General features: G+C 60.7%; 20 protein-coding genes. 19 read left to right on the top strand and 1 reads right to left on the bottom strand.

Annotated features, from left to right (window positions below; genetic code table 11):
• Positions 1-31: 31 nt before the first annotated feature.
• Complete coding sequence (locus tag FY152_16275) at positions 32-742, top strand: ribonuclease activity regulator RraA (GenBank protein UXS33727.1); 711 nt, start codon at positions 32-34, stop codon at positions 740-742.
• 3 nt (positions 743-745) lie between these two features.
• Here FY152_16275 and FY152_16270 read toward each other — a convergent pair whose 3' ends face one another.
• A complete protein-coding gene (locus tag FY152_16270; GenBank protein ID UXS33726.1) occupies positions 746-3,097 on the bottom strand; it encodes a helix-turn-helix transcriptional regulator in 2,352 nt (783 codons plus the stop codon).
• A gap of 136 nt (positions 3,098-3,233) precedes the next feature.
• Here FY152_16270 and FY152_16265 point away from each other — a divergent pair, with 136 nt between their 5' ends.
• From FY152_16265 to FY152_16180, 18 genes are all read left to right on the top strand, one after another.
• A complete protein-coding gene (locus FY152_16265; protein ID UXS33725.1) occupies positions 3,234-4,262 on the top strand; it encodes an ABC transporter permease in 1,029 nt (342 codons plus the stop codon).
• The gene (locus FY152_16260) at positions 4,262-5,143 is read left to right on the top strand and encodes an ABC transporter permease (protein UXS33724.1); all 882 of its coding nucleotides are present in this window, start codon (positions 4,262-4,264) and stop codon (positions 5,141-5,143) included. Before FY152_16265 ends, FY152_16260 begins: the two co-directional genes overlap by 1 nt.
• Before the next feature lie 4 nt (positions 5,144-5,147).
• Positions 5,148-6,794: an ABC transporter ATP-binding protein gene (locus FY152_16255; protein ID UXS33723.1), complete on the top strand. Its 1,647-nt coding sequence runs from the start codon at positions 5,148-5,150 to the stop codon at positions 6,792-6,794.
• Between the two features lie 17 nt (positions 6,795-6,811).
• Entirely contained in the window at positions 6,812-8,368 is a 1,557-nt protein-coding gene (locus FY152_16250) for a hydantoinase/oxoprolinase family protein (protein ID UXS33722.1), read from the top strand.
• Positions 8,361-9,494: a DUF917 domain-containing protein gene (locus FY152_16245; GenBank protein ID UXS33721.1), complete on the top strand. Its 1,134-nt coding sequence runs from the start codon at positions 8,361-8,363 to the stop codon at positions 9,492-9,494. Before FY152_16250 ends, FY152_16245 begins: the two co-directional genes overlap by 8 nt.
• Positions 9,495-9,537: 43 nt before the next feature.
• Positions 9,538-11,133, top strand: a complete 1,596-nt coding sequence (locus tag FY152_16240) for an ABC transporter substrate-binding protein (protein ID UXS33720.1) — start codon at positions 9,538-9,540, stop codon at positions 11,131-11,133.
• 117 nt (positions 11,134-11,250) lie between these two features.
• Entirely contained in the window at positions 11,251-12,327 is a 1,077-nt protein-coding gene (locus FY152_16235; protein ID UXS33719.1) for a DUF917 domain-containing protein, read from the top strand.
• On the top strand, positions 12,324-13,862 hold the full coding sequence (locus tag FY152_16230; GenBank protein UXS33718.1) for a hydantoinase/oxoprolinase family protein: 1,539 nt from the start codon (positions 12,324-12,326) through the stop codon (positions 13,860-13,862). Before FY152_16235 ends, FY152_16230 begins: the two co-directional genes overlap by 4 nt.
• Before the next feature lie 44 nt (positions 13,863-13,906).
• On the top strand, positions 13,907-14,851 hold the full coding sequence (locus FY152_16225; GenBank protein ID UXS33717.1) for a beta-aspartyl-peptidase: 945 nt from the start codon (positions 13,907-13,909) through the stop codon (positions 14,849-14,851).
• 116 nt (positions 14,852-14,967) lie between these two features.
• Positions 14,968-15,873: a LysR family transcriptional regulator gene (locus FY152_16220; protein UXS35084.1), complete on the top strand. Its 906-nt coding sequence runs from the start codon at positions 14,968-14,970 to the stop codon at positions 15,871-15,873.
• A 180-nt stretch (positions 15,874-16,053) separates the two neighbouring features.
• A complete protein-coding gene (locus FY152_16215) occupies positions 16,054-16,998 on the top strand; it encodes an ABC transporter permease (GenBank protein UXS33716.1) in 945 nt (314 codons plus the stop codon).
• Positions 16,995-17,813: an ABC transporter permease gene (locus FY152_16210; protein UXS33715.1), complete on the top strand. Its 819-nt coding sequence runs from the start codon at positions 16,995-16,997 to the stop codon at positions 17,811-17,813. Before FY152_16215 ends, FY152_16210 begins: the two co-directional genes overlap by 4 nt.
• Positions 17,810-19,444, top strand: coding sequence for an ABC transporter ATP-binding protein (locus FY152_16205; GenBank protein UXS33714.1), 1,635 nt, complete (start codon positions 17,810-17,812; stop codon positions 19,442-19,444). The genes FY152_16210 and FY152_16205 overlap by 4 nt, the downstream gene beginning before the upstream one ends.
• Before the next feature lie 13 nt (positions 19,445-19,457).
• Positions 19,458-20,294 (top strand): serine hydrolase, encoded by an 837-nt coding sequence (locus FY152_16200; GenBank protein UXS33713.1) that lies wholly within the window; start codon positions 19,458-19,460, stop codon positions 20,292-20,294.
• Between the two features lie 36 nt (positions 20,295-20,330).
• A complete protein-coding gene (locus FY152_16195; protein UXS33712.1) occupies positions 20,331-21,875 on the top strand; it encodes an ABC transporter substrate-binding protein in 1,545 nt (514 codons plus the stop codon).
• Positions 21,876-22,003: 128 nt separating this feature from the next.
• On the top strand, positions 22,004-23,446 hold the full coding sequence (locus FY152_16190; protein UXS33711.1) for an amidohydrolase: 1,443 nt from the start codon (positions 22,004-22,006) through the stop codon (positions 23,444-23,446).
• 371 nt (positions 23,447-23,817) lie between these two features.
• Positions 23,818-24,747 (top strand): sugar ABC transporter substrate-binding protein, encoded by a 930-nt coding sequence (locus FY152_16185; protein ID UXS33710.1) that lies wholly within the window; start codon positions 23,818-23,820, stop codon positions 24,745-24,747.
• 236 nt (positions 24,748-24,983) lie between these two features.
• The gene (locus FY152_16180) at positions 24,984-26,525 is read left to right on the top strand and encodes a sugar ABC transporter ATP-binding protein (GenBank protein UXS33709.1); all 1,542 of its coding nucleotides are present in this window, start codon (positions 24,984-24,986) and stop codon (positions 26,523-26,525) included.
• The last annotated feature ends 28 nt before the right edge of the window (positions 26,526-26,553 follow it).

Genomic DNA, 26,553 nt, shown 5'->3' with positions numbered 1-26,553 from the left:
TGCCATCAAGCAGAATGACAGGAGATACTGAATGAACAACGAGACGCGCGAAAAGCTGATGACGATTTCCGTCGCAACACTGGCAACGGCGCTTTATAAGCGCGGCTTGCGAAACCAGGTCATTCAGGGCGTACATCCGCTCGGTTACAAGGGCACGAATATGGTCGGGCCGGCATTTACGTTGCGTTACATGCCCGCCCGCGAGGACCGCAACCAGCTCGTCGAATTTCGCAATCCCGCCCATCCGCAGCGCGTCGCCATTGAAACCTGCCCGGCGGGCCATGTGATGGTGATCGACAGCCGCAAGGATGCGAGCGCCGCCTCGGCCGGTGATATTCTGGTCACGCGGCTGATGGTTCGCGGCGGCGCGGGCATCGTGACCGATGGCGGTTTTCGTGACGCCGCCACGATTGCCGAGCTGGATATTCCGGCCTACCACACACGCCCTTCCAGCCCGACCAATCTGACCAAACACGAGGCGATCGAGATCAACGGCCCGATCGGCTGCGGCGACGCGCCGGTCTTTCCCGGCGACATCATCGTCGGTGATGCGGATTGCGTCATCGTCATTCCCGCCGGTATTGCCGATGAGATCGCAACCGAGGCGGTGGAAATGACGGCTTATGAGGATTTCGTGGTGGAGCAGGTCAAGGCGGGTCAGTCGATCATCGGGCTTTACCCCTGCACCAAGGAGGAGCACCAGACGGCTTTTGCCGAATGGCGCAAGAAGAACAACCGCTGAACCTTATAGCCAGCCCAGTGCTTTCGCCGCGCGGATCGCCTCCGCGCGGCGTTTGCAATCCAGCTTGCGGAACAGGTTGCCGAGATGAAACTTCACCGTCACCTCCGAGATATTAAGCGTCTGGGCGATCTTCTTGTTCGACATACCGCTGGCGAGCAGTTGCAGCATCTGCGCTTCCCGCTGCGAAAGCCCGCCATGCAGGGCACGCGCCTGCGGTGAATTCACGGAAGCGGCGAAAATCGACAGCGCGGTGCGGACATCGGACGAGGTTTCGATGAAGCTGCGGATGCGGCGATTGTTCAGAAGCGGCGACAGGAAGATGCGCTCCTCCGACAGAACGCCGCTGCAGCCAAGGCGGGTCGCCGATTCAAGGGCCGTGAGGATGTGGGCGCGGGCGGCGGCATTGTCGCGGCGCTGATGCGCGGCATAGCTCTGCCAGATTCTCAGCGCGACCTTTTCGCGGTTGGTGACCTTGGGATTGGCGATCATCGCGTCGATCTGGCGGGAGAGATAGGCGCGCGGCGTGAAAAGATGCACCGAATCGCGCAGCCAGGCCATGACATAGGCGATCTCATCGCGGCGCATCAGTCGGGAAAGATCCTCATGCGCGCTCTCCACCCAGTTGCGGCCCATGGGCATGCGGATCGCGGAAAGCGTCGCGGCCGCATCCGCCCAGCGGTTGGCGTTCTGATAGGCAAGAGCCGTCCTGATCTCCATCATCGCATGGAATTGCAGCCCTTCTGAAAGGTGGATCCACAGGCCGTCGAGAAAGCCCGGTCGAACGGTCATGGGAAAATGGTCGATCAACACCTGCGAGGCGTAAAACAGGGCAAACTGCATCAGGCTCGGCCATATCTCGGCCGCAGCGAAATGATCGAATTCATGTTCGACGAAATGCAGCAGGTCGCGCGGCTTTCCCGCCTCATAGGTAAGACAGGCTTCCGCCAGCCGCAACATCCGGAACTCCTGCGCAGCATCATGCGGCACCTGTTCCAGCCGTGTGCGCGCCTCCTGCGCCGCTCGACGGGCTAGAAGCACATCGCCGCTCATCAGCCGCAGCACGATCTGGTGCAGATGGATGAAAAATTCGAGCAGCGGCTGACCGCCCATCTTGCGCAGATAGATCAGAGCGCGTGCGGCGGCCGCCTCCGCCTCGCGGAAATTGCGGCGGCGGATTTCGAATTCCAGCAGTGCATTATAATAGGCCGCCCATTTGCCGTGATCGTTCATGGGATAGTCGGCCATGAATTCCCCCAGACGCGTGATTACCGCGTCATTGGGGGTCAGGTCCTCGGCAATCATCAGGTTCAATCGGAACGTGCGGGCGGCGAAGGAAAAGCGCGAGCCACGGGCAAGCACTTTCAGCGGATCGAGGTAATCCGACCCAAGGCTTTTGCCGAGCAGATGGCGCACGCGCTGCAACTCACCCTGTTTCAGCAGGGCGCGGGTGACGGCGAAGAGCACGGTTTCATTCGTTGCAATCATATCCTGCGAAAACCGCATGATGATCTCGCGAAACCTGTCGACGCTGCTCCTGTAGATGAGTTCGCGGCCATGGGCGCGTTCCAGGATTTGCGCGGCATGGGTCTCATAACCACGGTCGAGCAGCATCGCCATGGCCGCAAGCGCCCGCCCTTCCTTTTCGAAAGCCGATGCGACCTCTACCACGGCGCTGCCGGCCTGCAGGGTAGCAAGACGTTCCCGCGCAGCCACGCTCAGAAGCCGTATCAGAGTCGGGTGATTTTCGGGATTTCCGGTTAGGAAAGGCGGCAGCAGTTCGGTCCAGTCCGCCTCGGGTTCCGCAGAGGGATTTTCCAGCCAGAACGAAAGTTCAACCGTCTGGGCGGGAGAAAGATGCGGCAGGTAGTTTTCCCGCAGATAGTTGGCACACAGCGTTTCATTCGGAAAACGCGCCAGTGACAGAAAAGCCGGCCAACCCGCATAGTCGTGAAGGGCGAGACGTTTCTGCTCAGATGGCAGGTCCTCCACCTCATCCTCGCCAAGAAGCAGTTCATTCGGCCCGATGGTAAGCGAGCCGCGATGCAGGATTTGCCGGGCCAGCCCGCTGATCCGCTGATCCGGCCGGCAGGCGATGACCACCAAGCGCACCGTCTCCAGAATGGCGGCCGGCATGCGCGCTGCCCGTGCGAAAACCGGCACGTCCCAAAGGAGACAGCCATTTTCGATCTCGTCGCTTCGCGGCTGGTGCGTGCGGCACACCGGCGTTTCGAGCTCTTTTGCAAGCATTTCCAACAGCACGCTTTTTCCCGCACCCGCAGGTGCGCGCAGAAAGACCACGCCGGCGGTTTCGCTGGCGATGCGGCGGCAGAGGCGGGAGCGGGGCAGGAGCGTCATTCGCAAAGGCATAGGGGATTTAAGCCTGAAAACCTATACTCATCTTTCGAAAAACTATACCTTTCGGCAATTGTTCAAACGGACATGTGGTGAAAACTTGTGCTCACGCAACCGATGCACAAGGAACGTCCCACCGATGCAGCAACATCCGCTGGTCGCGATTTTCAACAGGCTCGGCACCTTCGTGCTGGTCATGATCGCCCTGTCCATCATGATTTTCGTGCTTGCCCGCGTGGTGCCGGGCGATCCCGCCCGCATGGCGCTCGGTCCTGCGGCAACGCAGGAGCAGGTGGATGCGCTGCGCGGCGAGATGGGTCTCGATAAGCCGCTCGCCGTCCAATATCTCGACTATATCGGCAATGCCCTGCACGGCGATCTCGGTTTCTCGCTGGTGTCGCAACGCCCGGTGACTACCGATCTGGCGCAGACCGTTCCTGCGACCGTGGAACTGGTACTTGTCTCGGTCATCTTCATGTTTGCCGTCGCCATCCCGCTCGGCGTCATCACGGCGCATTATCGCGACCGCCCGCTGGACCATATCGGCCGCATCCTGTCGCTCACCGGGGTCACGATCCCGAGCTTTCTTTTCGCCATCACACTGCAATTGCTGGCCGCCCGGTTTCTCTCCGGCTGGCCGATCATCGGCAGGCTCGACCACGGGCTTGGCTGGCAGGGCGGTCCGACGGGCTTCATCCTGATCGACGGCACGCTGGCCGGACGGTTCGATGTGGTGCTCGATGCGCTGAAACACCTTGCACTGCCGGCATTTGCGCTTTCCATGGCAGGCATCGGCCAGATCACCCGCATCACCCGCTCCTCGATGATCGAGAACCAGCGCAAGGACCATGTGCTGACCCTGCAGAGCTTCGGCGTGCCGGAGAGGGTCATCATCTTCCGTTATCTGCTGAAGCTCTCTTCCATTGCACCGCTGACGATCATGGGCCTCGAATTCGCGTCCCTGATCGGCAATGCCTTCGTGATCGAGATGGTCTTCGCCTGGGGCGGTTTCGCCTCCTACGGGTTGAACGCCATCCTGCAGAAAGACCTCAATGCCGTGACCGCCGTGGTGCTGGTGGCCGGCTTGTTCTTCATCGTTGCGAACCTGATCGTGGATGTCCTGATCTCGATCATCGACCCGCGCCTGCGCCGCAAGGAGGCTCGCTGATGGCTGATATGAAAATGCTCGAACCCACCGATCGCGGCCTAAGCGCCGGTTACATGATGTGGTATCGCTTCAGCCGCAATCCGGCGGCGGTCATCGGCTCGCTGATCCTGCTATCGGTGCTGGTGCTGGCGGTCTTCGCGCCATGGCTCACGCCCTATCCCAAACATATCGGCGCGGTCGTCGATTTCCGCGCCCGGCATATGCCGCCGGATCTGGAGCACTGGTTCGGCACCGACAAGGCCGGCCGCGATATCTTTTCGCGTACCATCTTCGGGCTGCGGGTCTCGCTGCTTCTCGTCATCGGCGTGCTCGGCATTTCGGTGCCGGTCGGAACCGTGCTTGGCCTCATCGCCGGTTATTTCGGTGGCTGGACTGAAAAGCTCATTAGCGGCCTGACGAATGTGATGCTGGCCATGCCGCCGCTCGTCATGGCGCTGGCGGTCTCCAACCTGCTGGAACCGACGCTGATGAACGCCATGATCGCGATCACGCTGCTATGGTGGACCTGGCATGCGCGGCTGATCTATTCGGTGTCGAAGTCCATCGCCTCGGAAGACTATATCGAGGCGGCGCGTCTTGCCGGTGCCGGCCCGCTGCACATTCTCTTTCGCGAAATCCTGCCGAATTGCGTCTCGGTCATTTCAGTCAAGACGACGCTGGATGCCGCCTTTGTCATCCTGTTTGGCGCGACGCTGAGCTTCCTCGGTTTCGGCGTCAAACCGCCGACCCCCGACCTCGGATCGATGGTTGCCGACGGGCGCCAGTTCATGCCGGATTTCTGGTGGGAAGTGCTCTGCCCCGGTGCAGCCGTGCTTTACGTGACGCTGGGTTTCAATCTGCTGGGCGACGGCCTGCGTGACATGTTCGACGTGGAAAGCTAAGGCCATGACTGAACCGCTTCTTAAGGTCGAAAACCTCAACGTCACCTTCACCAATTACGGTCGCACCCGGCAGGTGCTGCGCGATGTCGCCTTCACCGTTGCCGCCGGCGAGCGCGTGGCGCTGATCGGCGAAACCGGATCGGGAAAATCCGTCACCGCCAAGGCGATCATAGGCACTTTGCCGAAGAATGCCGCGATCACATCAGGTGCGATCGTCATCGATGGCCGGAATGTGCTTGCCCTGCCGCGCAGGGAGCGCGAGGCCCTGAAAGGAACGGCGTTTTCGCTGATCATGCAGGACCCGCTCTCCTCGTTTAACCCGGTCTTCAAGATCGGCACGCATCTCGATGATGTCATGCGTTTTGCCGACAAGCGCGACGGCGTCAACTCGTCGAAGGCGGAGCGCCGCAACCGCATCGCTGCGGTGCTGCGCCGGGTACAGCTCGCGGATACCGAACGGGTGATGAATGCCTATCCGTCCGAGCTTTCGGGCGGTATGCGCCAGCGCGTGCTGATCGGGCTTGCCCTGCTGCACCAGCCGAAGCTCCTGATTGCGGATGAGCCGGGTACGGCGCTCGACGTGACGACGCAGGATGAAATCCTCAACCTCATCAACCAGCTGGTTGCCGAAGAAAACATGGCGCTGCTGATGATCACCCACAATCTCGGCGTCGTGCGCAAGGTGGCGGACAGGGTCGTGGTCATGCACCATGGCGATATCATCGAGACCGGTCCCTGCACACAGATCCTGCACACCCCTGCCAAGGACTATACGCGTTCGCTGCTGGATGCGGTGCCGCCGCTCTATGGCCCACGCGTCACGGACCTCACGCAAAGCACGCGGCAGCCGATCATCACCATCGAAGGCCTGAACAAGATTTACGGCAGGCGCAATGGCTACCATGCCGTGCGCGACGTGAACCTGACGCTCAAGCAGGGCGAGGTTTTCGGCCTGGCGGGTGAGTCTGGCTCCGGCAAGACCTCGGTTGCGCGCATGATCATGGGCCTGTCGCGTCCCACCTCCGGCAATCTTGTCATTGACGCCCCGGCGCCTGAGCGCGGCAAGCGGCTGACGCAGATCGTCTATCAAAATCCGGGCACCTCGCTCAATCCGAAGCGCACGGTCAAACAGACACTTGCCCTGCCGTTGAAATCCATCGGTATGGATGGCCAGGAGCGGGAAAGCCGGATGCAGGAACTGATGGGGCTGGTGCGGCTGCCGCAATCCTATCTCGGCAAATATCCGCATGAGCTTTCCGGTGGCCAGAAGCAGCGCGTGGCGATTGCCCGGGCGCTGGCGGCAGAACCGAAAATCCTCATCCTCGATGAACCGACGGCGGCACTCGATGTCTCCGTGCAGAAGACGGTGATCGACCTTCTGCTGCAACTGCGCGAGGAACTTGGCCTCACATATTTGATGATCTCGCACGACCTGTCGCTGATGCGCAATTTCTGCTCGCGCATCGCCATCATGCTGCGCGGCGAGATTGTCGAGGAGGGCGTGACGTCGGCGGTCTTTGCCGAGCCGGCTCATCCCTATACCCGCGCCCTGATCGCGGCCATCCCCGTCGTCACCGACGAGGAAGAACGTCTCAAACCCACCGTGACCGAGGAAGAGCGGATGCGCTTCCTCGTAAAAACGACCGATTGATGAAAGAGGAGCCTGACGTGTATCGCGTTGGAATTGACGTCGGCGGCACGAATACCGATGCCGTTGTGTTGCAGGATAAAACCGTTCTGGCGGGGGTGAAGGCCTCCACCACAGAGGATGTGACATCCGGTGTCATCGAAGCCCTTGAAAAGGTCATCGAGGCATCGGGCATTGACAGGGCGCGCATTGGCGCCGTGATGATCGGCACCACGCATTTCACCAATGCGGTGATCGAGCGCCGGCATATGGATGAGGTGGCCGCCATCCGTCTCGGCCTACCTTCCGGCGCCGGCCTGCCGCCCATGGTCGACTGGCCGGATGATCTCCGGGAAATCGTCGGCAACCACGGTTATCAGGTGCGCGGCGGTTACGAATTCGACGGCCGCGAAATTTCGCCGCTCGATGAGGACGAGATCGTCCGTATCGCCGCTGATATCCGCGCCAAGGGCCTGAAGGCCGCTGCCGTCACCTGCGTTTTCAGCGGCATCAACGAAGCGATGGAGTTGCAGGCGAAGGAGATCCTGCAGGAGCGCTGCCCGGGCCTGCCGGTGGTCATGTCCAAGGATATTGGCCGTCACGGTCTGCTTGCGCGTGAAAGTGCTGCAATCATGAATGCCAGCCTGCTATCGCTGGCCGACCGCACCGTTGCGGCTTTCGGCGAAGCGCTGAAGGCGGCGGGCATCACCTGCCCGTTTTATATCACCCAGAACGACGGCACGCTGATGGCGGCGGATGTGGTGCGCGGTTTCCCCGTGCTCACCTTCGCGTCCGGCCCGACGAATTCCATGCGCGGTGCGGCCTTCCTCACCGGCCTCAAGGATGCCGTGGTGGTGGATGTCGGCGGCACCACCTCCGATGTCGGCTCGCTCTCGCATGGTTTCCCGCGTCAGGCCTCTACCACGGTGGATATTGGCGGCGTGCGCACCAATTTCCGCATGCCGGACGTCTTCTCCATCGGTCTCGGCGGCGGTTCGCTGGTGGTCAATGGCGACCATGGCCTGACCGTCGGGCCGAAATCCGTCGGTTACCGCGTTCGCCGCGAGGCGCTCTGCTTCGGTGGCTCGACCCTGACGGCGACCGATATCGCGGTTGCCTCCGGCAAGGCCGATGTGGGCGAGAAGGCGCTGGTTTCCAGCCTCGACAAAAAGCTCGTGGATGCGGCGGTCGACAAGATCAATGACATGCTTGAGGCCTGCGTGGAGCGCAGCCGCATCTCGTCGTCGCCGGTGCCGGTGATTGCCGTTGGCGGCGGTTCCATTCTGATGCCGGATCGTATCGGTGACCTCGAAGTCATCCGGCCTGAGAATTTCGCGGTGGCCAATGCCGTCGGCGCGGCGATTGCGCAGATCAGCGGCGAGACCGACCGGGTCTTTTCCCTGGTGGACGGACGCACGCGCGAGAGCGCGCTGGCCGAGGCAGAAGCGGAGGCGCGCGAAAAGGCGATTGCCGCCGGTGCGATTGCCGCGACGCTGGAAGTCATCGAGCGCGAGGACATGCCGCTTGCCTATCTGCCCGGCAATGCCACCCGCATTCATGTGAAAGTTGTTGGAGAAATGGGAGCCAATCATGGCTGAGACACGCAAGCTGAAATATGACGAAGCGGCATTGCGGACGCTGACCCGTGAAGATCTCGACGCGCTGGAAATCGGCGCCGGCATTCTCGGCACGGGCGGCGGCGGCAATCCCTATCTCGGCAAGCTTCTGGCGCTGGAAGCCATGAAGGCCGGTTACGAGATGAAAATCCTCGCAACCGATGCCATCGAGCCGGAGGCGCTCTGCATGTCCATTGGCGGCATCGGCGCACCTGTCGTCGGTGTCGAGCGCATTCGCGAAGGGCGCGAAGGCCTGCGTTGCCTCAGGGCGATGGAAGAGCTGATCCGCACGCCTGTCGACGCCATCGTCTGCGAGGAAATAGGCGGTTCCAATTCCATGAACCCGCTGGTGACGGCGGCGTTGGGCGGCCTGCCGATCCTCGATTGCGACGGCATGGGCCGGGCTTTCCCGGAAATGCAGATGACCACCTTCTCCATTTATGGTCATAGTTCCACACCGTCGGTGATGTGCGATCTGCACGGCAATGCCGTCATCTTCAGCCATGCCGTTTCCGAAGTCTGGCACGAGCGCATGGCGCGTGCCTGCGTCGTTTCGCAGGGCGGCGGCGCGATGCTGGCGACCGCGCCGATGCAGGCGCATTACGTGCACCAGTATGGCATTCCGAAAACCTATACCAAGGCGATTGCCATCGGTGAGGCAGTGATCCGCGCCCGCAAGCAGCAGGAAGACCCGATTGCCGCAGTCTGCGCACTGGAAGGCGGTCGGCGCATATTCAACGGCAAGATCACAGACCTGAAGCGCCATCTGCGCGGCGGTTTCGCGGTTGGCGATCTCACGCTCTCCGGCTTCGACGATTGCGCCGGCCAGACGGCGGGCGTCGCCATCCAGAACGAATTCCTGCTGTTTTCCCGTGACGGCAAGGTGGAAGTGACGGTGCCCGACCTGATCGTCCTGCTCGATGTCGATACGGGTTATCCGATCACCACCGAAGTGCTGCGCTACGGCCAGCGTGTGGCCGTCATCGCCATCCCCTGCCACGACCTGCTGCGCAGCGCCCGCGCGCTTGAGGTCGTCGGGCCGGCGGCATTCGGTTACCCGGACATTCCTTTCTCACCGCTGCCCGTTCCGGTCAGCAAGGCTGCCTAACCATAAGCGGGGCCAATGACCCGCAATAAAGAGGAGAACGATAATGAAAATGCCTGTACTTTCTTCCCGTCTCGCCGCGCTGGCGCTCGGCACGGCGCTCGTGCTGCCGTTTGTTTCTTCCGCAGCCCTTGCGGAAGACAAGGTATCGGTCGCGGTCAACACCATGCAGATATTCAGCTCGCTCGACCCGGCAAAGGTGACTGATTACACCGGCTATATGGCCATCGTGAACATGTATGACGGTCTGACCACGGTGAACGCCAAGGGCGAAATCGTGCCGCATCTGGCGAAATCCTGGGAGATTTCGGAAGACGGCCTGACCTACACCTTCCACCTGCGCAACGATGCTAAGTTTCAGGATGGCACGGCGGTGAAGGCTGCCGATCTTGCCTGGTCAATCCAGCGCCTGCTCGGCATCAACAAGGGTCCTTCGAACCTCATCGTCGGCGTGCTGAAGCCCGAAAACGTTACCGCGCCTGACGATGCCACGCTGGTCATGAAGATCGAGCGCCAGTTCTCGCCCTTCATGGCGGCAACGCCGCTGATGATGGCGATGAACAAGACGCTGATCGAAGCCAATGCCAAGCCCGAGGACAAATGGGGCGAGGCCTATGTCGGCGAACATTCTGCCGGTTCCGGCCCCTACAAGCTCGTCAGCTACAATCGTTCCGCCGATATGGTCATTGCCCGCAATGCCGATTATTTCCTCGGCTGGACCAAGGGCAAGCCGATCGATGAAGTGCGCTTCGTGCAGACCAGCGACGACGCGACCGTCAAGGCGCTTGCGGAAAAGGGCGAACTCGGCCTTTCCTCGCACGGGCTTGGCAACGACACCTATGAATCCATCGGCCGGATGAAGGGTTACAAGCTGATCCAGACCCGCACCGCCGGTGGTTTCGTCATCAAGCTCAATACCAAGGTCTATCCGACCGACGACGTTCATGTGCGCCGCGCCATCGCCTATGCGACGGATTACAAGACGATCCAGGAAGTGATCTATCCGGGCTTCGACATGCGCGGACCACTTTCCGACGCATTCAAGGATGCGCATAACGGCGATATCCAGCCGGGCGTCTACGATCTGGAAAAAGCCAAGGAAGAACTGGCGAAGTCGAAATATGCCGGCCAGAAGATCACGCTGGTCAACAGCTATGTCGCGTCGCTGGCCTTCGAGGCCGAAGTGGCGCTGCTTCTGCAATCCAGCCTCGAACAGATCGGCATCACGCTCGATATCAAGCCGGAGCCGTGGAACCGTATCGTCGAGCTGTCCTCCAAGCCGGAAACCACGCCGGCATCGACGCAGGTGAACATCTCGCCGACCTATCCGTCGCCGGATTCGATGTTCTACAATCAGTATCACTCCAAGGCATCCGGCACCTGGATGTCGATGGAATGGTTGCAGAATGCGGAAATCGACGGGCTGATCGACAAGGTCCGCGCCACCACGGATGTGAACGAGCAGAACGCCACCTACAAGGAGCTGCAGACGAAGATCGCCGATCTTCAGCCTGACGTCTGGGCCGTTGCGCCGAACCGCCGTTACGCGGCGAACAAGTGCCTTCAGGGTTACGAGTTCATTCCCATGCAGAGCTGGGACCTGAACTTCTCCAATTTCCATTGGGACTGCAAGGCGGAGTGATCGCCGCCTGATGAAAACCGGCCCCGCCACAAAGGCGGGGTTGGCCAGACTTGGAACTTCAAAGGGAAGGAGCATCGCCTGCGGCCGGAAAGGCTACGGCATGCCCGAGGATGACGCATGATCCAGGAATTTTCCGAAGACGATATCGAACCTCTGGCCACCGGCGCCTGGATTCTGGGAACCGGCGGCGGCGGCAATCCCTATATATCGACGCTCAACCTGCGCCGTCTTTATGCCGAGGGCAGGCGGGTGAAGGTCATGGACCCCATGGCGCTTGCCGATGACGACATGGTTGCCGTCGTCTCCAAGATGGGTGCGCCGCTTGTCGGTCAGGAGCGGTTGGGGGATCCCGTGCATCTCGCCCGCGCCGTCGAGGTGATGGAGGATTATCTTGGCAAGCCGTTTCGGGCGATCATGAGCGTGGAAATCGGCGGCTCGAATGCTCTTTCTTCCTTCCTCGCCGCCGCCGTGCTCGACCGGCCGGTCGTTAATGCCGACGCCATGGGACGCGCCTATCCCGAAGCGCAGATGACATCCTTCGCCATCGGCAACCTGCCGATGTTTCCGCTGTCGCTGGTGGATGTGCGCGACAATGAGGTGATCGTGACGCGGGCGGCTTCGTGGAAATGGATGGAGCGCATCTCGCGCAAGGTCTGCACCGAAGTCGGCTCCACCGCCGCCACCTGCAAGGCGCCCCGCACAGGCAAGGAAGTCAAGGAATGGGGCATTCATTACACCGTCACCAAGGCGACCGAACTCGGGCGCGCGGTGATGGCAGCACGTGCGCGCCATGACGATCCGGTTCAGGCGGTTCTCGACCATGAGGGCGGCAAGCAGCTGTTTCGGGGCAAGGTGGTGGATGTGGCGCGTGAGACCACCGGCGGTTTTCTGCGCGGCAGCACGACCATTGAAGGTATCGATGCCGACCGCGGTTCGCGTATGGAACTGGCCTTCCAGAACGAGTGGGCGGTCGCCTTCCGCGATGGCCAGCCGGTTGCCATGACGCCGGACCTGCTCTGCCTTCTCGATACTGTTTCCGGCGGCGCCATCGGTACGGAATCGGTGCGTTACGGCCAGCGCGTCACGGTTGTCGCCCTGCCGGCGCCGGAGCTTTTGACGACACCTGCCGGCATCGCCGCCGTCGGCCCGCGCGCCTTCGGTTATGACATTGATTTCAGATCGGTATTCCCATGAAACGCATCGGTATTGACGTTGGCGGCACCAATACGGATGCCGTTCTGATCGATGGAGACACCATTGTCGCTTCCATCAAGGTTCCGACCACGCAGGATGTCCTCTCCGGCGTAAAGGCGGCGCTTGCCCATGTGGCGGGCCACGTCGGCGCGGCGGACCGGCCGATTGATGCGGTGATGATCGGCACCACGCACTTTACCAATGCGGTGGTGGAGCGCGCCCGGCTGGAACGGGTTGCGGCGATCCGCATCGCATTGCCGACCGGTTCTTCGCTGCCGCCCATGTGCGACTGGCCGAAAGATCTGCGCGATGCCGTGGATCCACTGATCTTCATGGTCCATGGCGGCCATGAATATGACGGCAGCCCGCTGGTGCCCATGGTTCCCGATGAAGTCCGCGAAGCGGCGATGAAAATTCGCGATGCTGGCATCACCTCCATCGCCATTTCGGCAACTTTCTCGCCGTTGACGACGGAGTGTGAGGTGCGGGCGGCGGAGATTGTCCGTTCGGTGATCCCCGATGCACGCATCACGCTTTCCCATACGCTCGGCCGCATTGGGCTGCTTGAGCGCGAGAACGTCGCCCTTCTGAACGCAGCGCTGCAAACACTGGGCAAGACCACTGTTCAGGCATTTTCGGATGCACTGCGCGAAGCGGGCGTAAAAGCGCCGTTCTATCTGACCCAGAATGACGGCACCGTGGCGCTCGCGGATGTCGCCGCCGCCAACCCCGTGCACAGCTTTGCTTCAGGCCCGACGAACTCGATGCGTGGTGCGGCCTTCCTCACCGGGCTTTCCGATGCCATGGTGGTGGATGTCGGCGGCACCACCTCCGATATCGGCTGCCTTGTCGGCGGTTTTCCGCGCGAGGCGAACAATATCGTTCATATTGGCGGGGTGCGCACGCTCTTCCGTATGCCCGATCTTCTGCCGATTGCGCTCGGCGGTGGCACCATCGTCGACCCTGAGACGGGCAAGATCGGTCCGCGCTCTGTCGGTTATCGCATTCTGACGGAAGCCCGCGTTTTCGGCGGTAAGACGCTGACGACATCGGATATCGCCGTTGCCGCCGGCCTGATCGAGATGGGTGACCGCGACCGTGTGAAAGACCTCGATCCGGCCTTCGTGCAGGCCTCGCTTCAACGCATCCGCGACATGGTGGCCGATAGTTTCGACCAGATGAAGACGTCTGCCGAAGACGTGCCGCTGGTTGCTGTCGGCGGCGGGGCATTCCTGATTCCCGAGACGGTTCCGGGTGCATCGGAAGTGCTGCGCGTCGAAAATGCCGGCGTTGCCAATGCACTGGGGGCGGCGATGGCGCAGGTTTCCGGCGAGGTCGATCAGGTGTTTTCCGGCCTGAGCCGGGACGAAGCCCTTGCGAAAGCCGAGACCGAGGCGCAGAACGCTGCGGTCGCGTCTGGCGCGGAGCGGGCGAGCCTCAAGACGCTTGAGGTCGAGGATATCCCGATCGCCTATCTGCCGGGCGGCGCTCGCAGAGTGCGTGTAAGGGTCATCGGCGATATCGCCTTTCATTGATGGTAAGAGGCCCTGCGGGAGTGGGGTGACGAGGGAGTGAGCACATGACGAAGATCGCACTGGCCATTCACGGTGGTTGCGGCGTGATGCCGGAAAACAGCATGACGGCCGGGGAGTGGGCTGCTGCGCGCAACGATCTGGCGGCGGCCCTGCGTGCCGGTTATGGCGTGCTGAAGGCTGGCGGAACGGCGCTTGAAGCGGTTGAGGCGGCGGTCGTCGTCATGGAGGATAGCCCGCATTTCAATGCTGGCCACGGGGCGGCGCTCAACGAAAACGGCATTCATGAACTCGATGCCTCGATCATGGATGGTGAAACGCTGGCGGCAGGTGCGATCAGCGCCTCCCGCGCCATCCGCAACCCGGTAAAGGCAGCCCGTGCGCTGATGGCGGATGAGCGTGCCGTCTATCTGACGGGGGAGGCGGCCGACCGTTTCGCAAAGGAAAAGGGGCTCGCCACCGAGCCTCAATCCTATTTCACCACCCAAAAGCGCCTTGAGGCTCTGGCGGCGATGAAGCGCCATGCCTCCGCCGGTACGGAAGCGACGGAAAACGAAAAGCACGGAACCGTCGGTGCTGTGGCGCTTGACGCTTCGGGGCATCTCGCGGCGGCCACTTCGACCGGCGGCTATACCAACAAGCCGGATGGCCGGGTGGGCGACAGCCCGGTGATCGGGGCCGGCACCTATGCGCGGGATGGGGCCTGCGCCGTTTCCGGAACCGGCAAGGGCGAGTTTTTCATCCGTTATGTCGTTGGCCATGAGATCGCGTCCCGCGTCGCCTATCTCGGGCAGAATCTGGAGACCGCCGCCGGCGATCTGGTCCACAAGGATCTGGCGCTTTACGATATCGGCGCGGGCCTCGTCGCAATCGATGCTGAAGGCGGCATATCCGCGCCCTATAATACATCCGGCATGTTTCGCGGCTGGGTGACGCCCTCGGGAGAGGCGCGTGTGGCCACCCATGACACGGTCTATGAGGTGGAATTGTAACCGGCGACCGTGCCGGCTAAGTGGCGGCATTAAAAAAACCGGTGACATCAAGGCTCATCGGCGGCAAAACGTCTGAACCGAAACCGGCTCGTCTCTTCACCCATGGTTCTGGCCTCATGAACATCAAGCAGCTCGAAGTCCTGCGCACGCTTCTTTCCACCGGCTCGACCATCGCCACGGCCAAGGCCATGGGGCTCAGCCAGTCCGGTATCAGCCGGCTTCTGGCTCAGCTAGAGGCCGACCTGTCGCTGACACTGTTTGCCCGCGACAAGGGGCGACTGATCCCGACACCGGAGGCGGTGCTACTTGCCCGGGATGCGGAAAACGTGCTGCTTGCGGTCGATCGCATGTCCGGCCACGCCGAGGATTTGCGCAATGGCGCGGCCGGTCCGGAAATTGTCCGCATCGGCCTGCCGAGCAGCATGTGGGAAAATTTCGCGCCCGCCATGCTGATCGACTATGTCAGGGATTTCCCGGGTGTTCGCATCGAGACTTTTTTCGAAACGACGATCGCCATCAACAAGCTCGTCGGCGAGCGGGTGATCGATCTCGGTTTCCTGCGGATGGAAGGCGAGATCGGGCCGGGCATCGATGTCGAACGCGTTGCTACCGGCAAGAGCGTCTGTGTGGTGCGGGAGGATCATCCCTTGGCCGAGCTTGATGAAATTACTGTCAAGGACCTGCGCAATGTTCCGCTCATCCTGATCGGCCGGCAGCGGCCGAACCGCATGGCGCTCGATCAAGTTTTCAAGAAGGCCGGCGTCAAGCCGATGGTGAAGATCGAGACCCACACCAACAGTTCCGCCTGCGCCTATGTTGCACATGGGCTGGGGGTCACGATCATCAGCAGTTTTTATGCGAATCTTTACCGGCACCTTCCCGTCGTCGCCCGGCCTTTCATCCCGCAGTCAACGCAGGAATTCGGTCTTGCCCGCGCCTCCGGCGCGCCGCTGTCCATCGCCGCGCAGGCACTCAGCGACGCCTTGAAACAGCAAATCCAGCTTTCGCAGAAAACCGACTGAAAACAGGATTTTTCGCGGAAATCCTCATTGTCCGTGTCAGGATGAAACGCGCCATGATTCTGCATAGATATATGACGTTTATGCATAATATTGCGCCTTATTTATCAATCCGTCATAGTCACCAGCAACGAAACCGATAGAGGCGGGATGTCATTCCCGGCCATCAATCGTGGGGAACCAATGATAAGATTCATACTGAGCCGTCTTTTGATGGCGCTGCCGACGATCGCATTCGTGTCGATCACGGTCTTTGCGCTCATCCGCTTCATTCCGGGTGATCCGGCTGCCCTGATGCTGGGCGACATGGCGCAACCGGAACAGATCGAGGCGATGAGGACCGAACTCGGCCTCGACAAGTCCATGCCGCAACAGTTCCTCATCTGGGCCGGCAATGTTGTGCAGGGCGATTTCGGCCGCTCCATCGTCAATGACGAAGCGGTGCTGCCGCTGGTGGTCTCGCGCTTTCTCGTCAGCGCCGAGATCGTTGTGGTCGCCGTGCTGCTCGCCAGCCTGATTGCGGTTCCGGCCGGTGTGATCGCCGCCTGGAAACAGAACAGCCTGACCGATCTTGCGCTGGTGGGAACGGCAACCCTGCTTTTGTCCATTCCGACGTTCTGGCTGGGTCTGCTGCTTCTCCTGTTTTTCGGCCTCAAGCTCGGCTGGCTACCGGTGCTGGGGTATGTGTCGATCAGCGATAATCTTGTTGGCGGCATGCTTTATCTCGTCCTGCCCGTCATGACGCTGGTGATCCACGAGATGGGCGTTCTGATCCGCATGGCGCGTGCCTCGACGCTGGAAGTGCTGCGGCTGGATTATATCACACACGCTCGTGCCAAGGGCCTCTCGGAAAGTGCTGTCCTCTGGCGGCATGCCTTCAAGAATGCATTCGGCCCGACCTGGACGATGATCGGCCTCATCCTTGGTAATCTCCTCGGCGGCATCGCCGTCATCGAGACGGTGTTCACCATTCCCGGCCTCGGACGGCTGATGGTCGACAGTATTTTTGCCCGCGACTATCCGGTCATACAGGGCTGCCTGCTGTTCGTCTCGCTGTCCTATGTGCTGGTCAACCTGTTCGTCGACCTTCTTTATCCTCTCTTCGATCCGCGTGTGGTTGCCGAATGAAAAAGTTCACACTTAACGGGCTTATCGGCGGCTTTCTCATCGCCCTCCTGCTCATCACCGCCGCAACCGGTCTGTTCTGGACCCCCTATGACCCGATGAAGCTCGGTTTTGCCTCGCGTCTGGCCGGTCCAAGCGCCAGCCATCTTCTCGGCACCGACGAATTCGGGCGCGATGTTTTGAGCCGCCTGATGGTTGGCGCACGGGCCAGCGTCTGGATCGGCTTCCTGACGGTCAGCTTCGCGACGATCTTCGGCACGTTGATCGGTCTTGTCAGCGGTTATGCGCGGGGCTGGGTGGATGGCGTCATCATGGCCATCAACAATGCGCTCTTGGCCTTTCCGGGCATTCTGCTGGCGCTCGGCCTGCTCGCGGTTTTCGGCGCGAACCAGTATGGCATCATCTTCGCGCTCGGCATCGCCTATACGCCATCCATGGCGCGTGTGGTGCGTGGCGCGGTGCTTTCCCTGCGTGAGCGGGAATTCATCGAGGCGTCGCTGGTGATGGGCAATGGTGAGATCTACACCATGTTCCGCCACATCCTGCCCAATTGCATTGCGCCGATCACGGTTCTTGCCACCTCCATGTTCGGCTGGGCCATCCTGTCGGAAAGCGCGCTCTCCTTTCTCGGCCTCGGCGTGCCGCCGCCGGCGCCCACCTGGGGCAACATGCTGGCCGCCGGCCGTCCCTTCATCCAGCAGGCCGTTTGGCTCGGGCTTTTCCCCGGTCTCTGCATCGCACTGACGTTGCTCGGCATCAATCTTCTGGGCGATGCCCTTCGCGACAGGCTTGACCCGCGCATGAGAGGTCTCAAATGACTGTTAATACACTTCTCACCGTTCGCGGCCTTTCGCTCGAAGTCGCCAGAACCGGCCATCGGGTGGTCAAGGATGTCTCCTTCGATATTGCCGCGGGCGAAATCTTCGGCATCGTCGGCGAAAGTGGCTCGGGAAAGACGCTCGCCACCCGCGCGCTCATCTCGCTTCTGCCACCGGCCATCGCCGTCACCGGCGGGTCGATCATCTACAAGGGGCAGGATGTCATGTCCCTGCCGATGAAGGAGCTTCGGCGTCTGCGCGGCGCGGAGATTGGCGTGGTGTTTCAGGAGCCGATGACCTCCCTGAACCCATCGATGACGATTGGCAGGCAACTGGAAGAGGGGCTGATCCTTCACACGAAATTGTCGCCCGAAGAGCGCCGCGAGAAAATTTTGGACATGCTGCGGCGGGTGGGCATCCGCGATCCCGAAGGTGCGCTGACGGCCTATCCGCACGAGTTTTCCGGCGGCATGCGCCAACGCATCATGCTGGCGTCGGTCATGCTGCTGAAACCCGCTTTGCTGATCGCCGATGAGCCGACGACGGCGCTTGACGCGGTCATCCAGCGCGATGTCATGGAACTGATGGTGGAGCTGACGCGGGCGGAAGGCACCGCTGTTCTCCTCATCAGTCACGATTTGCCGATGGTGGCGCGTTATACCAGCCGCATTGTGGTGATGGAAAAAGGCACGATCGTCGAACAGGGCCGCACCGAGGACCTGCTGGACGCGCCGCAGCACCCCTATACCAAGAAGCTGCTTTCCTCCCTTCCGTTTCGCGGCGAGCCGCGCAGCATCGATACATCTAAGGCGCCGATGGTTTCGGCCCGCGATATCGTTGTCGATTATGCCGGCCGCAAATCCCTGCTGAAGAAGGCCAAACCGAAGCGGGCGCTACATGGCGTCAGCATCGATATTCATGAGGGCGAGGTCGTGGCACTCGTCGGCGGTTCCGGTTCCGGCAAGACGACGCTTGGCCGCACCATTGCCGGGCTTGTGCAGGAAAGCGAAGGGCATATCCGCTTTCAGGGCCGCGAGCGCAACGAGGACTGGAAGGATTATCGCCTGAATTGCCAGATGGTGTTCCAGGATCCCTATTCCTCGCTCGATCCGCGCATGACCATCCAGGCGCTGGTGGAGGAGGCGCTGCGCCTCGTGCCTGACCTCGACCAGGCCGCCAAGCGTAAGCGAGCGCTGGAAACGCTCGAGGAAGTGGGGCTCGGTGCCGATTTTGCCGCCCGCTATCCGCATGAGCTTTCCGGTGGCCAGCGCCAGCGCGTGGCGATTGCCCGCGCCATTGCCCGCCGCCCTCGGTTCCTGATCGCCGACGAACCGGTCTCGGCACTCGACGTGACGGTGCGGGCGCAGGTGCTCGATCTCTTTTCCGATCTGCAGAAACGTTACGGTTTTTCCTGCCTGTTCATCAGCCACGATCTCGGTGTGGTGGAGCAGGTGGCCGACCGTGTCGTCGTCATGCAGGACGGCCGCATCATCGAAGAGGGTGATCGCGACACGATTTTCGACAGCCCGAGAGAGGCCTATACGCGCCGGCTGCTCTCGGCCATTCCCGCCCTCGACCAGAATGAAAAGGGCGGCGTGACACTGAAATGGCGTCTGGAAGATGAAGTTTAACAGGAAGATGACAATGACTGTGGCTGCCCAATTAAATGCGATTTGCGATGCACAGCCTTTCGTGACGCGCTTCATGGTGCGCAATCTCCTGACCGGTGAAGAGATCGGCCGGGGAGAAAACGAGGAGACGCCATCGGGCAGCACCCGCAAGACGTCGATCATGATGGCCGTGCTTAAGGCCGCCAGCGAAGGGCGGATCGATCTCGACCAGCCCGTCACCTATGAAAAACGGCTGGCGGAAGAGGTCGCGAGCGGCATGTTCCGCTATATGACGCCGGGCATCGTCATCTCACTACGCGATGCCGTTGCCGGCATGATGGTGCTGAGCGACAATGTCTGCACCAAGATGGTGTTGGAACGGCTGACGCTGGAAGAGGTGGACGGCTATTGCAAATCGCTCGGCATGGCCAATACCCATCACCGTTTCCTCATCCCGCCGCTGGCGCTGGCGGCCGACCATCCGTTGAAAACCGTCACCACCACCTCCGCGGCGGATCAGGTACTGCTGCTGCAGACAATTCTGGATGCCCAATCGTCGCCCGAGGCGCAGGCAAAGCTCGGTTGCAGCCCGCAATTGTGCGAGTGGGCCATGCAGACGCTGAAGAACCAGATTTTGCGGTATGGAATCCGCTCCCGCCTGCCTTTCGAGGCCGTGGTGGCCAGCAAGAGCGGTCGCGGCAAGCGCGGGCGCATGGATGCCGGCATCGTCTACAGAAACGGCGCACCGTCCTTCATCATCACCACCTATACCGACGAGGTGCCGCAAACCATGCCTGATGGTACGCCGGGATACACCATCGCGCTCGAAACGATCGGCCGGCTGGCACAGGCCTGCTGGGACGGTTTTTAATCAATCAATATCAACGACAACAAAGAGGGTAGAACAGTGAAAAAACTTCTTCTCGCAGGCGTTGCCCTGCTGGTAACGGCCAATATCGCGGCGGCCCGCGACATCACCATCGCGCAGAGTTCGGATCTGCGCAGTAGCAATCCCGGCGTGAACCGCGACGGCAATACGGACGGGGTTATCCTGCACATCGTGGAAGGCCTTGTCGGTTATAACAATGCCGGAGAGGTGAAGCCGCTTCTGGCCGAAAGCGTCGACGTTTCGGCCGACGGCCTGACCTATACGTTCAAGCTGCGCAAGGCCGTGAAATTCCACAATGGCAAGCCGCTCACCGCAGAGGATGTTGCCTGGAACTGGACACGTTATCTGAAGCCGGAAACGAAATGGGCGTGCCTCAACGATTTCGCCGAGGGCGGGGCAGCACACGTCACCGGCGTCAAGGCCAGCGATGCATCTACGGTTGAGATTACCCTTGAAAAGCCGTCAGCCGTTTTTCTCGGCCTCATGTCGCGGCCGGAATGCGGTTATACCGGCATGATCTCGCCGGAATCGGTTGCTGCCGATGGCAGCTTCGTCAAGCCGATCGGCACCGGACCGTTCCAGTGGGATGAATGGAAGAAGGGCGAATATATCCGTCTCGCCAAATTTGCCGATTATGTTTCGCCGGCAAATGATGGCAAGCCTGACGGCATGGTCGGCTCCAAGCGGCCGCTGGCCGATGGCATCAAATTCATGGTCATTCCCGATGCTTCGACGGTGAAGGCAGGTCTTGAATCCGGCGTGCTCGATACGGCCGAGATTTCTCCCGATCTCATTCCGGAGTTCAATACCAATGAGAAGATGCAGCTCATCGTCGCCCGCAACAACGGCAAGAACCTGTTCTACATCCAGACCCGCGACAAGGTTCTGAGCAATCCCGGCGTGCGTCGGGCCATGGCGATGGCGCTCGATCTCGATGAACTGGTCGCCGCCGCATCCAACGGCACGGGTGAAGCCAACGGCTCGATGGTATCGCAGGACTCGGTCTATTTTGATGAGACCCAGAAGAAGCGTCCGGCCTATGATGTCGAGGCGGCCAAGAAGGAGCTGGAGGCCGCCGGTTACAAGGGCGAGCCGATCTCCATCATCGCCAACAAGCGTGGCAATGTGCCGAGCTTCCCGGCCGCCGTCATGGCGCAGGCGATGATGCAGCAGGCGGGTCTGAACGTGCAGATCGAGGTGCTGGACTATGCCACGCAGGTCGATCGTCGCCGTTCCGGCAATTATCAGGTGATCTCGCAGTCGGTCGCCCCGCGTCTCGACCCGGCACTGATGTATGCCTTCTATGTCGGCAACAAGGACAAGAACGCCTCGCTGATGTGGGACGATCCGAAAGCAATCGAGCTGATGAAGGCGGCATATGTCGAGGCCGACCAGACGAAACGCCAGAAGATTTTCGACGAGTTCCACGAACTGATGCTGAAGGAAATGCCGGGCATCTTCCTTTACGACATGGTCGATGTCTGGGGCGCGACGAAAAAGCTCAAGGGCCAGCCGGTCTGGCAGTCGAACGCTCGCCTCTGGGAAGTCTCGGTCGACAACTGATCCAGTATGCCCGCGCCGGTAGCAAAGCCCGGCGCGGGTCTTTTCATCATAAAGCGTAAGGATTTGGTGGTCCCCTCCGCCGAAGCGCTTGCGTGCGCCCGAAAAGGGCGAGAATGCGAGGACGAACCATGAACCGTGACGCCGTGATGTCGATTGCCGCCGAAGTCGAGGCCATGAGGCCCGACTTCACCACCTTGAGCGACAGCATCTGGGATTTTGCCGAGCTTAAATTCGAAGAACGGCAATCCGCTGACGTTCTGGCAAAGGCGCTTGAAGAGAACGGCTTTGCGGTCCGACGTGGCGTAGCAGGCATGGAGACGGCCTTCATCGGCGAATTCGGTAACGGCAAGCCGGTCATCGCTTTCCTTGGTGAATTCGACGCGCTGGCCGGCATGAGCCAGGTGGCCGATGTGGCGCAGGTTCAGCCGCGCGAGGCGGGCGCCACCGGCCATGGCTGCGGCCATAACCTGCTCGGCGTCGGCTCGCTGATGGGGGCCATCGCGCTCGCCCGGCATCTGAAAGCCAATAATCTGCCCGGCACCGTGCGTTATTACGGTTGCCCGGGTGAAGAGGGCGGTTCCGGCAAGACCTTCATGGTGCGCGCCGGCCTGTTTGATGATGTCGATGCGGCGCTGACCTGGCATCCAGCACCCTTCAACGGCGTGCGTTCCACCAACAATCTCGCTGTTCTGGAATATTTCTACCGTTTCAAAGGCGTGGCTTCCCACGCCTCCAACGCTGCCCATCTCGGCCGTTCGGCGCTGGACGCCGTGGAACTGATGAATGTCGGCGTCAATTTTCTGCGCGAACACATGCCGCAGGATTGCCGGGTGCATTATGCGATTACCGATACCGGCGGCAAAGCTGCGAATGTCGTGCAGGCCAAGGCAGAAGTGCTTTACCTGATCCGCGCCCCGGAAATGCGCCAGGCGCTCGATCTCGCGGCGCGGGTGGACAAGGTCGCGCGTGGTGCTGCCATGATGACCGAAACCGAAGTGGAGATCGTCTTCGATACCGCCTCCACCAATCTACTGCCCAACATCACGCTGGAAACGGCGATGCATGAAAACATGGTGACGCTTGGCCCCATCGCCTTCGATGAGGCCGATATCGAATTCGCCAAACGCATTCAGGACACTTTCACCGAAGAGGCGATCAAAAGCAGCATCCGGCTCTACCAGATAAAGGGTGATGTTTTTTCCAACCGGAAGATCGATGGTTCGACGCCCCTGCATCTCGGCCTGCGTGATTTCGAGGGCCAGTCGCATTTCCGGGCGGGTTCCACCGATGTCGGCGACGTCAGCTGGATTACGCCGACGGCGCAGTGCTGGACGCCGGCCTGGGCGATCGGGACCAATCCGCATACCTGGCAGGTGGTAGCGCAGGGCAAAAGTCCCGCCGCCCATAAGGCTATGGCGCATGCCGCCAAGACGCTTGCATCGACCGGGCTTGCGCTGATGACCTCGCCGGAACTGCTCGCCAGTGCAAAAAAGGAATGGCGGGAAAAGACCGAAGGCAGCGATTACGTCTGCCCGATTCCTGCAGATGTCATGCCCAGTTCGCATAGATAGAACGTACTGTTCCAGCATCCACCCCAATGGATGATGTGCGGGCTTGCGATTGAATTCGACCTGCCATCAAACTTGGCGTCATCCTCGGGCTTGCCCCGGGGATCCATGATTTCAAAGGCTTATGTCTCCTCGCTGCAAGGGCGGGGAGGAAGCTCCGTTTCCCTTAATCTCCCATCATCACCGCCTTGTGTGCCGCTTCGTCGCCTGGCTGCGAAGAAAACATTGACGTTCGAACCAAAAATGGAATAAATATATCGAACAGCAGAAAATCGGTTTCATTATTCCGTTTTCTGAATGTGGAGGTAGCGGCGGGCTTTCGGGTCCGCTTCCGGCTGGGAGAGGTGGCGCCGGACACTGTGGAGGAGAAAACAATGAAGAAGCTTATTATTGGTGCAGCCATGTCTGTGCTTCTGGGCACGGCGGCACATGCAGAAACCGTCGGTGTTTCGATGGCCCTGTTCGACGACAACTTCCTGACCGTGCTGCGCAACGGCATGCAGGATTATGCCAAGGAACAGAAAGGCGTCACCCTGCAGGTCGAGGATGCGCAGAACGACGTTGCCAAGCAGCAGAGCCAGATCCAGAACTTCATCGCCTCCAAGGTGGATGCGATCATCGTCAACCCGGTTGACACGGATGCGACGGCAGCCATGTCGAAGCTTGCCGCCGACGCGAAAATCCCGCTGGTTTACGTTAACCGTCAGCCGGTGAACGTGGACAGCCTGCCGGATGGCCAGGCTTTCGTGGCATCGGAAGAAACCGTTGCCGGCACGCTGGAAACCAAGGAAGTTTGCCGCCTTCTCGGTGGCAAGGGCAAGGCCGTGGTCATGATGGGCGAATTGTCCAATCAGGGCGCGCGCATGCGCACGCAGGCCGTTCACGATGTTCTGAAGACCGATGAATGCAAGGGCATTTCCGTGGTTGAAGAACAGACGGCAAACTGGCAGCGCACGCAGGGTGCTGACCTCGTCACCAACTGGCTGTCCAGCGGTATCGAGTTCAACGCGGTCATCGCCAACAACGATGAAATGGCGATCGGCGCCATCCAGGCCCTGAAGGCCGCAGGCAAGGACATGAAGGAATATGTCGTTGCCGGTGTCGATGCCACTCAGGATGCGCTTGCCGCCATGCAGGCGGGCGATCTCGACGTGACGGTGTTCCAGGATGCCGCAGGCCAGGGCAAGGGCGCTCTCGACGCTGCGCTGAAGCTCGTCAAGGGCGACAAGGTGGAGAAGAAGGTTTACATTCCCTTCCAGCTCGTCACACCGGAAAACGTCAAGGACTACGTGGCCAAGAACTGACGAAACCCATTCCGGCATTTGCAACCGTTTAAATCAGTCTCGGAAGCAAATGCCGGATATGGACGGCTGCCGGAGCGCCAGGCTCCGGAACGGAAAAGCTATAGAATTTCAGTGAATTCAAAGTGTTACAGCGCCTTTGTGTCGTGAGCGATGCGGCGCTGTAAGCCTCCCCGGAAGACGGACGCCGTTGGGCAGAGCCATTTTTCCGGTTATTTTTGTCTATTGTGGAGGGTGAGATGGTCGTCAGTCCATCGACAATGGCCGCCGTGCGCGCCAGCGGCGCCGTGCCGAATGCAGAATTTCTTCTCGCGGCAGATGGCATACGCAAGGAATTTCCCGGCGTCGTCGCGCTGGATGATGTTTCGTTCCATCTCAAGCGCGGCACCGTGCATGCGCTGATGGGCGAGAACGGCGCCGGCAAATCGACGCTGATGAAGATCCTTGCCGGTATCTATCAGCCGGATGTCGGCGAAATTCGCCTGAAAGGTGCTACGATACGCCTTGATTCGCCGCTCGACGCGCTCGAGAACGGTATTGCGATGATCCATCAGGAACTCAACCTGATGGCCTATATGACGGTAGCGGAAAACATCTGGATACGCCGCGAGCCGAAAAACCGGCTCGGCTTCATCGATCACGGTGAAATGTATCGCCGTACCCAGGCGCTGCTGGAAAGGCTCGGCATCGATCTCGACCCGGAAACGCGCGTTGGCGAGCTTTCGGTGGCGAGCCGTCAGATGGTTGAGATCGCCAAGGCGGTGTCTTACGATTCCGATGTTCTGATCATGGACGAGCCGACATCGGCGCTGACGGAGCGTGAGGTCGAGCATCTTTTCCGCATCATCCGGGATCTCAGGGAACGCGGTATCGGCATCGTCTACATCACCCACAAGATGAACGAGCTGTTCGAGATCGCCGACGAGTTTTCCGTCTTCCGCGACGGCAAATATATCGGAACACATGCGTCTACGGATGTGACGCGTGACGACATCATCCGCATGATGGTGGGCCGCGAAATCACGCAGATGTTTCCGAAGGAAGAGGTTCCGATTGGCGACGTGGTGTTGTCGGTCAACAATCTGACGCTTGACGGCGTGTTCCGTGACGTTTCCTTCGAGGTGCGCGCCGGCGAAATTCTCGGCGTGGCGGGCCTCGTCGGCTCGGGCCGCTCCAATGTCGCCGAAACGGTGTTCGGCGTAACGCCCGCATCCTCGGGCACGGTTGCAATCGACGGCAAGGCGGTTTCCATCGCCAGCCCGACAGAGGCCATCCGTCATCGCATGGCGTTTTTGACGGAGGACCGCAAGGATACCGGATGTCTGCTGATCCTCAATATTCTGGAGAACATGCAGATCGCGGTCCTGCAGGACAAATATGTCGCCAATGGCTTCGTGCAGGAAAACGCGCTTTCGGATGCCTGCGAGGAAATGTGCCGCAAGCTGAGGGTCAAGACGCCTCATCTATACGAGCGTATTGAGAATCTGTCGGGCGGTAACCAGCAGAAGGTGCTGATCGGCCGCTGGATGCTGACAAAACCGCGCATTCTCATTCTGGATGAACCGACGCGCGGCATCGATGTCGGAGCGAAGGCCGAAATTCACAAGCTGGTTGGCGAGATGGCGCGTCAGGGCGTCGCTGTCATCATGATTTCCTCCGAAATGCCGGAGGTTCTGGGAATGAGTGACCGCATCATGGTCATGCATGAAGGTCGGGTGACGGGCTTCCTTGATAGAAGTGAAGCCACACAGGTGAAAGTGATGGATCTCGCATCGCGGTGAGGCGCGCCGGGATTTCTCGAGGAGGAAC

Source organism: Agrobacterium tumefaciens, assembly GCA_025560025.1.
Taxonomy (GTDB): domain Bacteria; phylum Pseudomonadota; class Alphaproteobacteria; order Rhizobiales; family Rhizobiaceae; genus Agrobacterium.
This window is presented reverse-complemented; position numbering and strand designations above follow the sequence as displayed.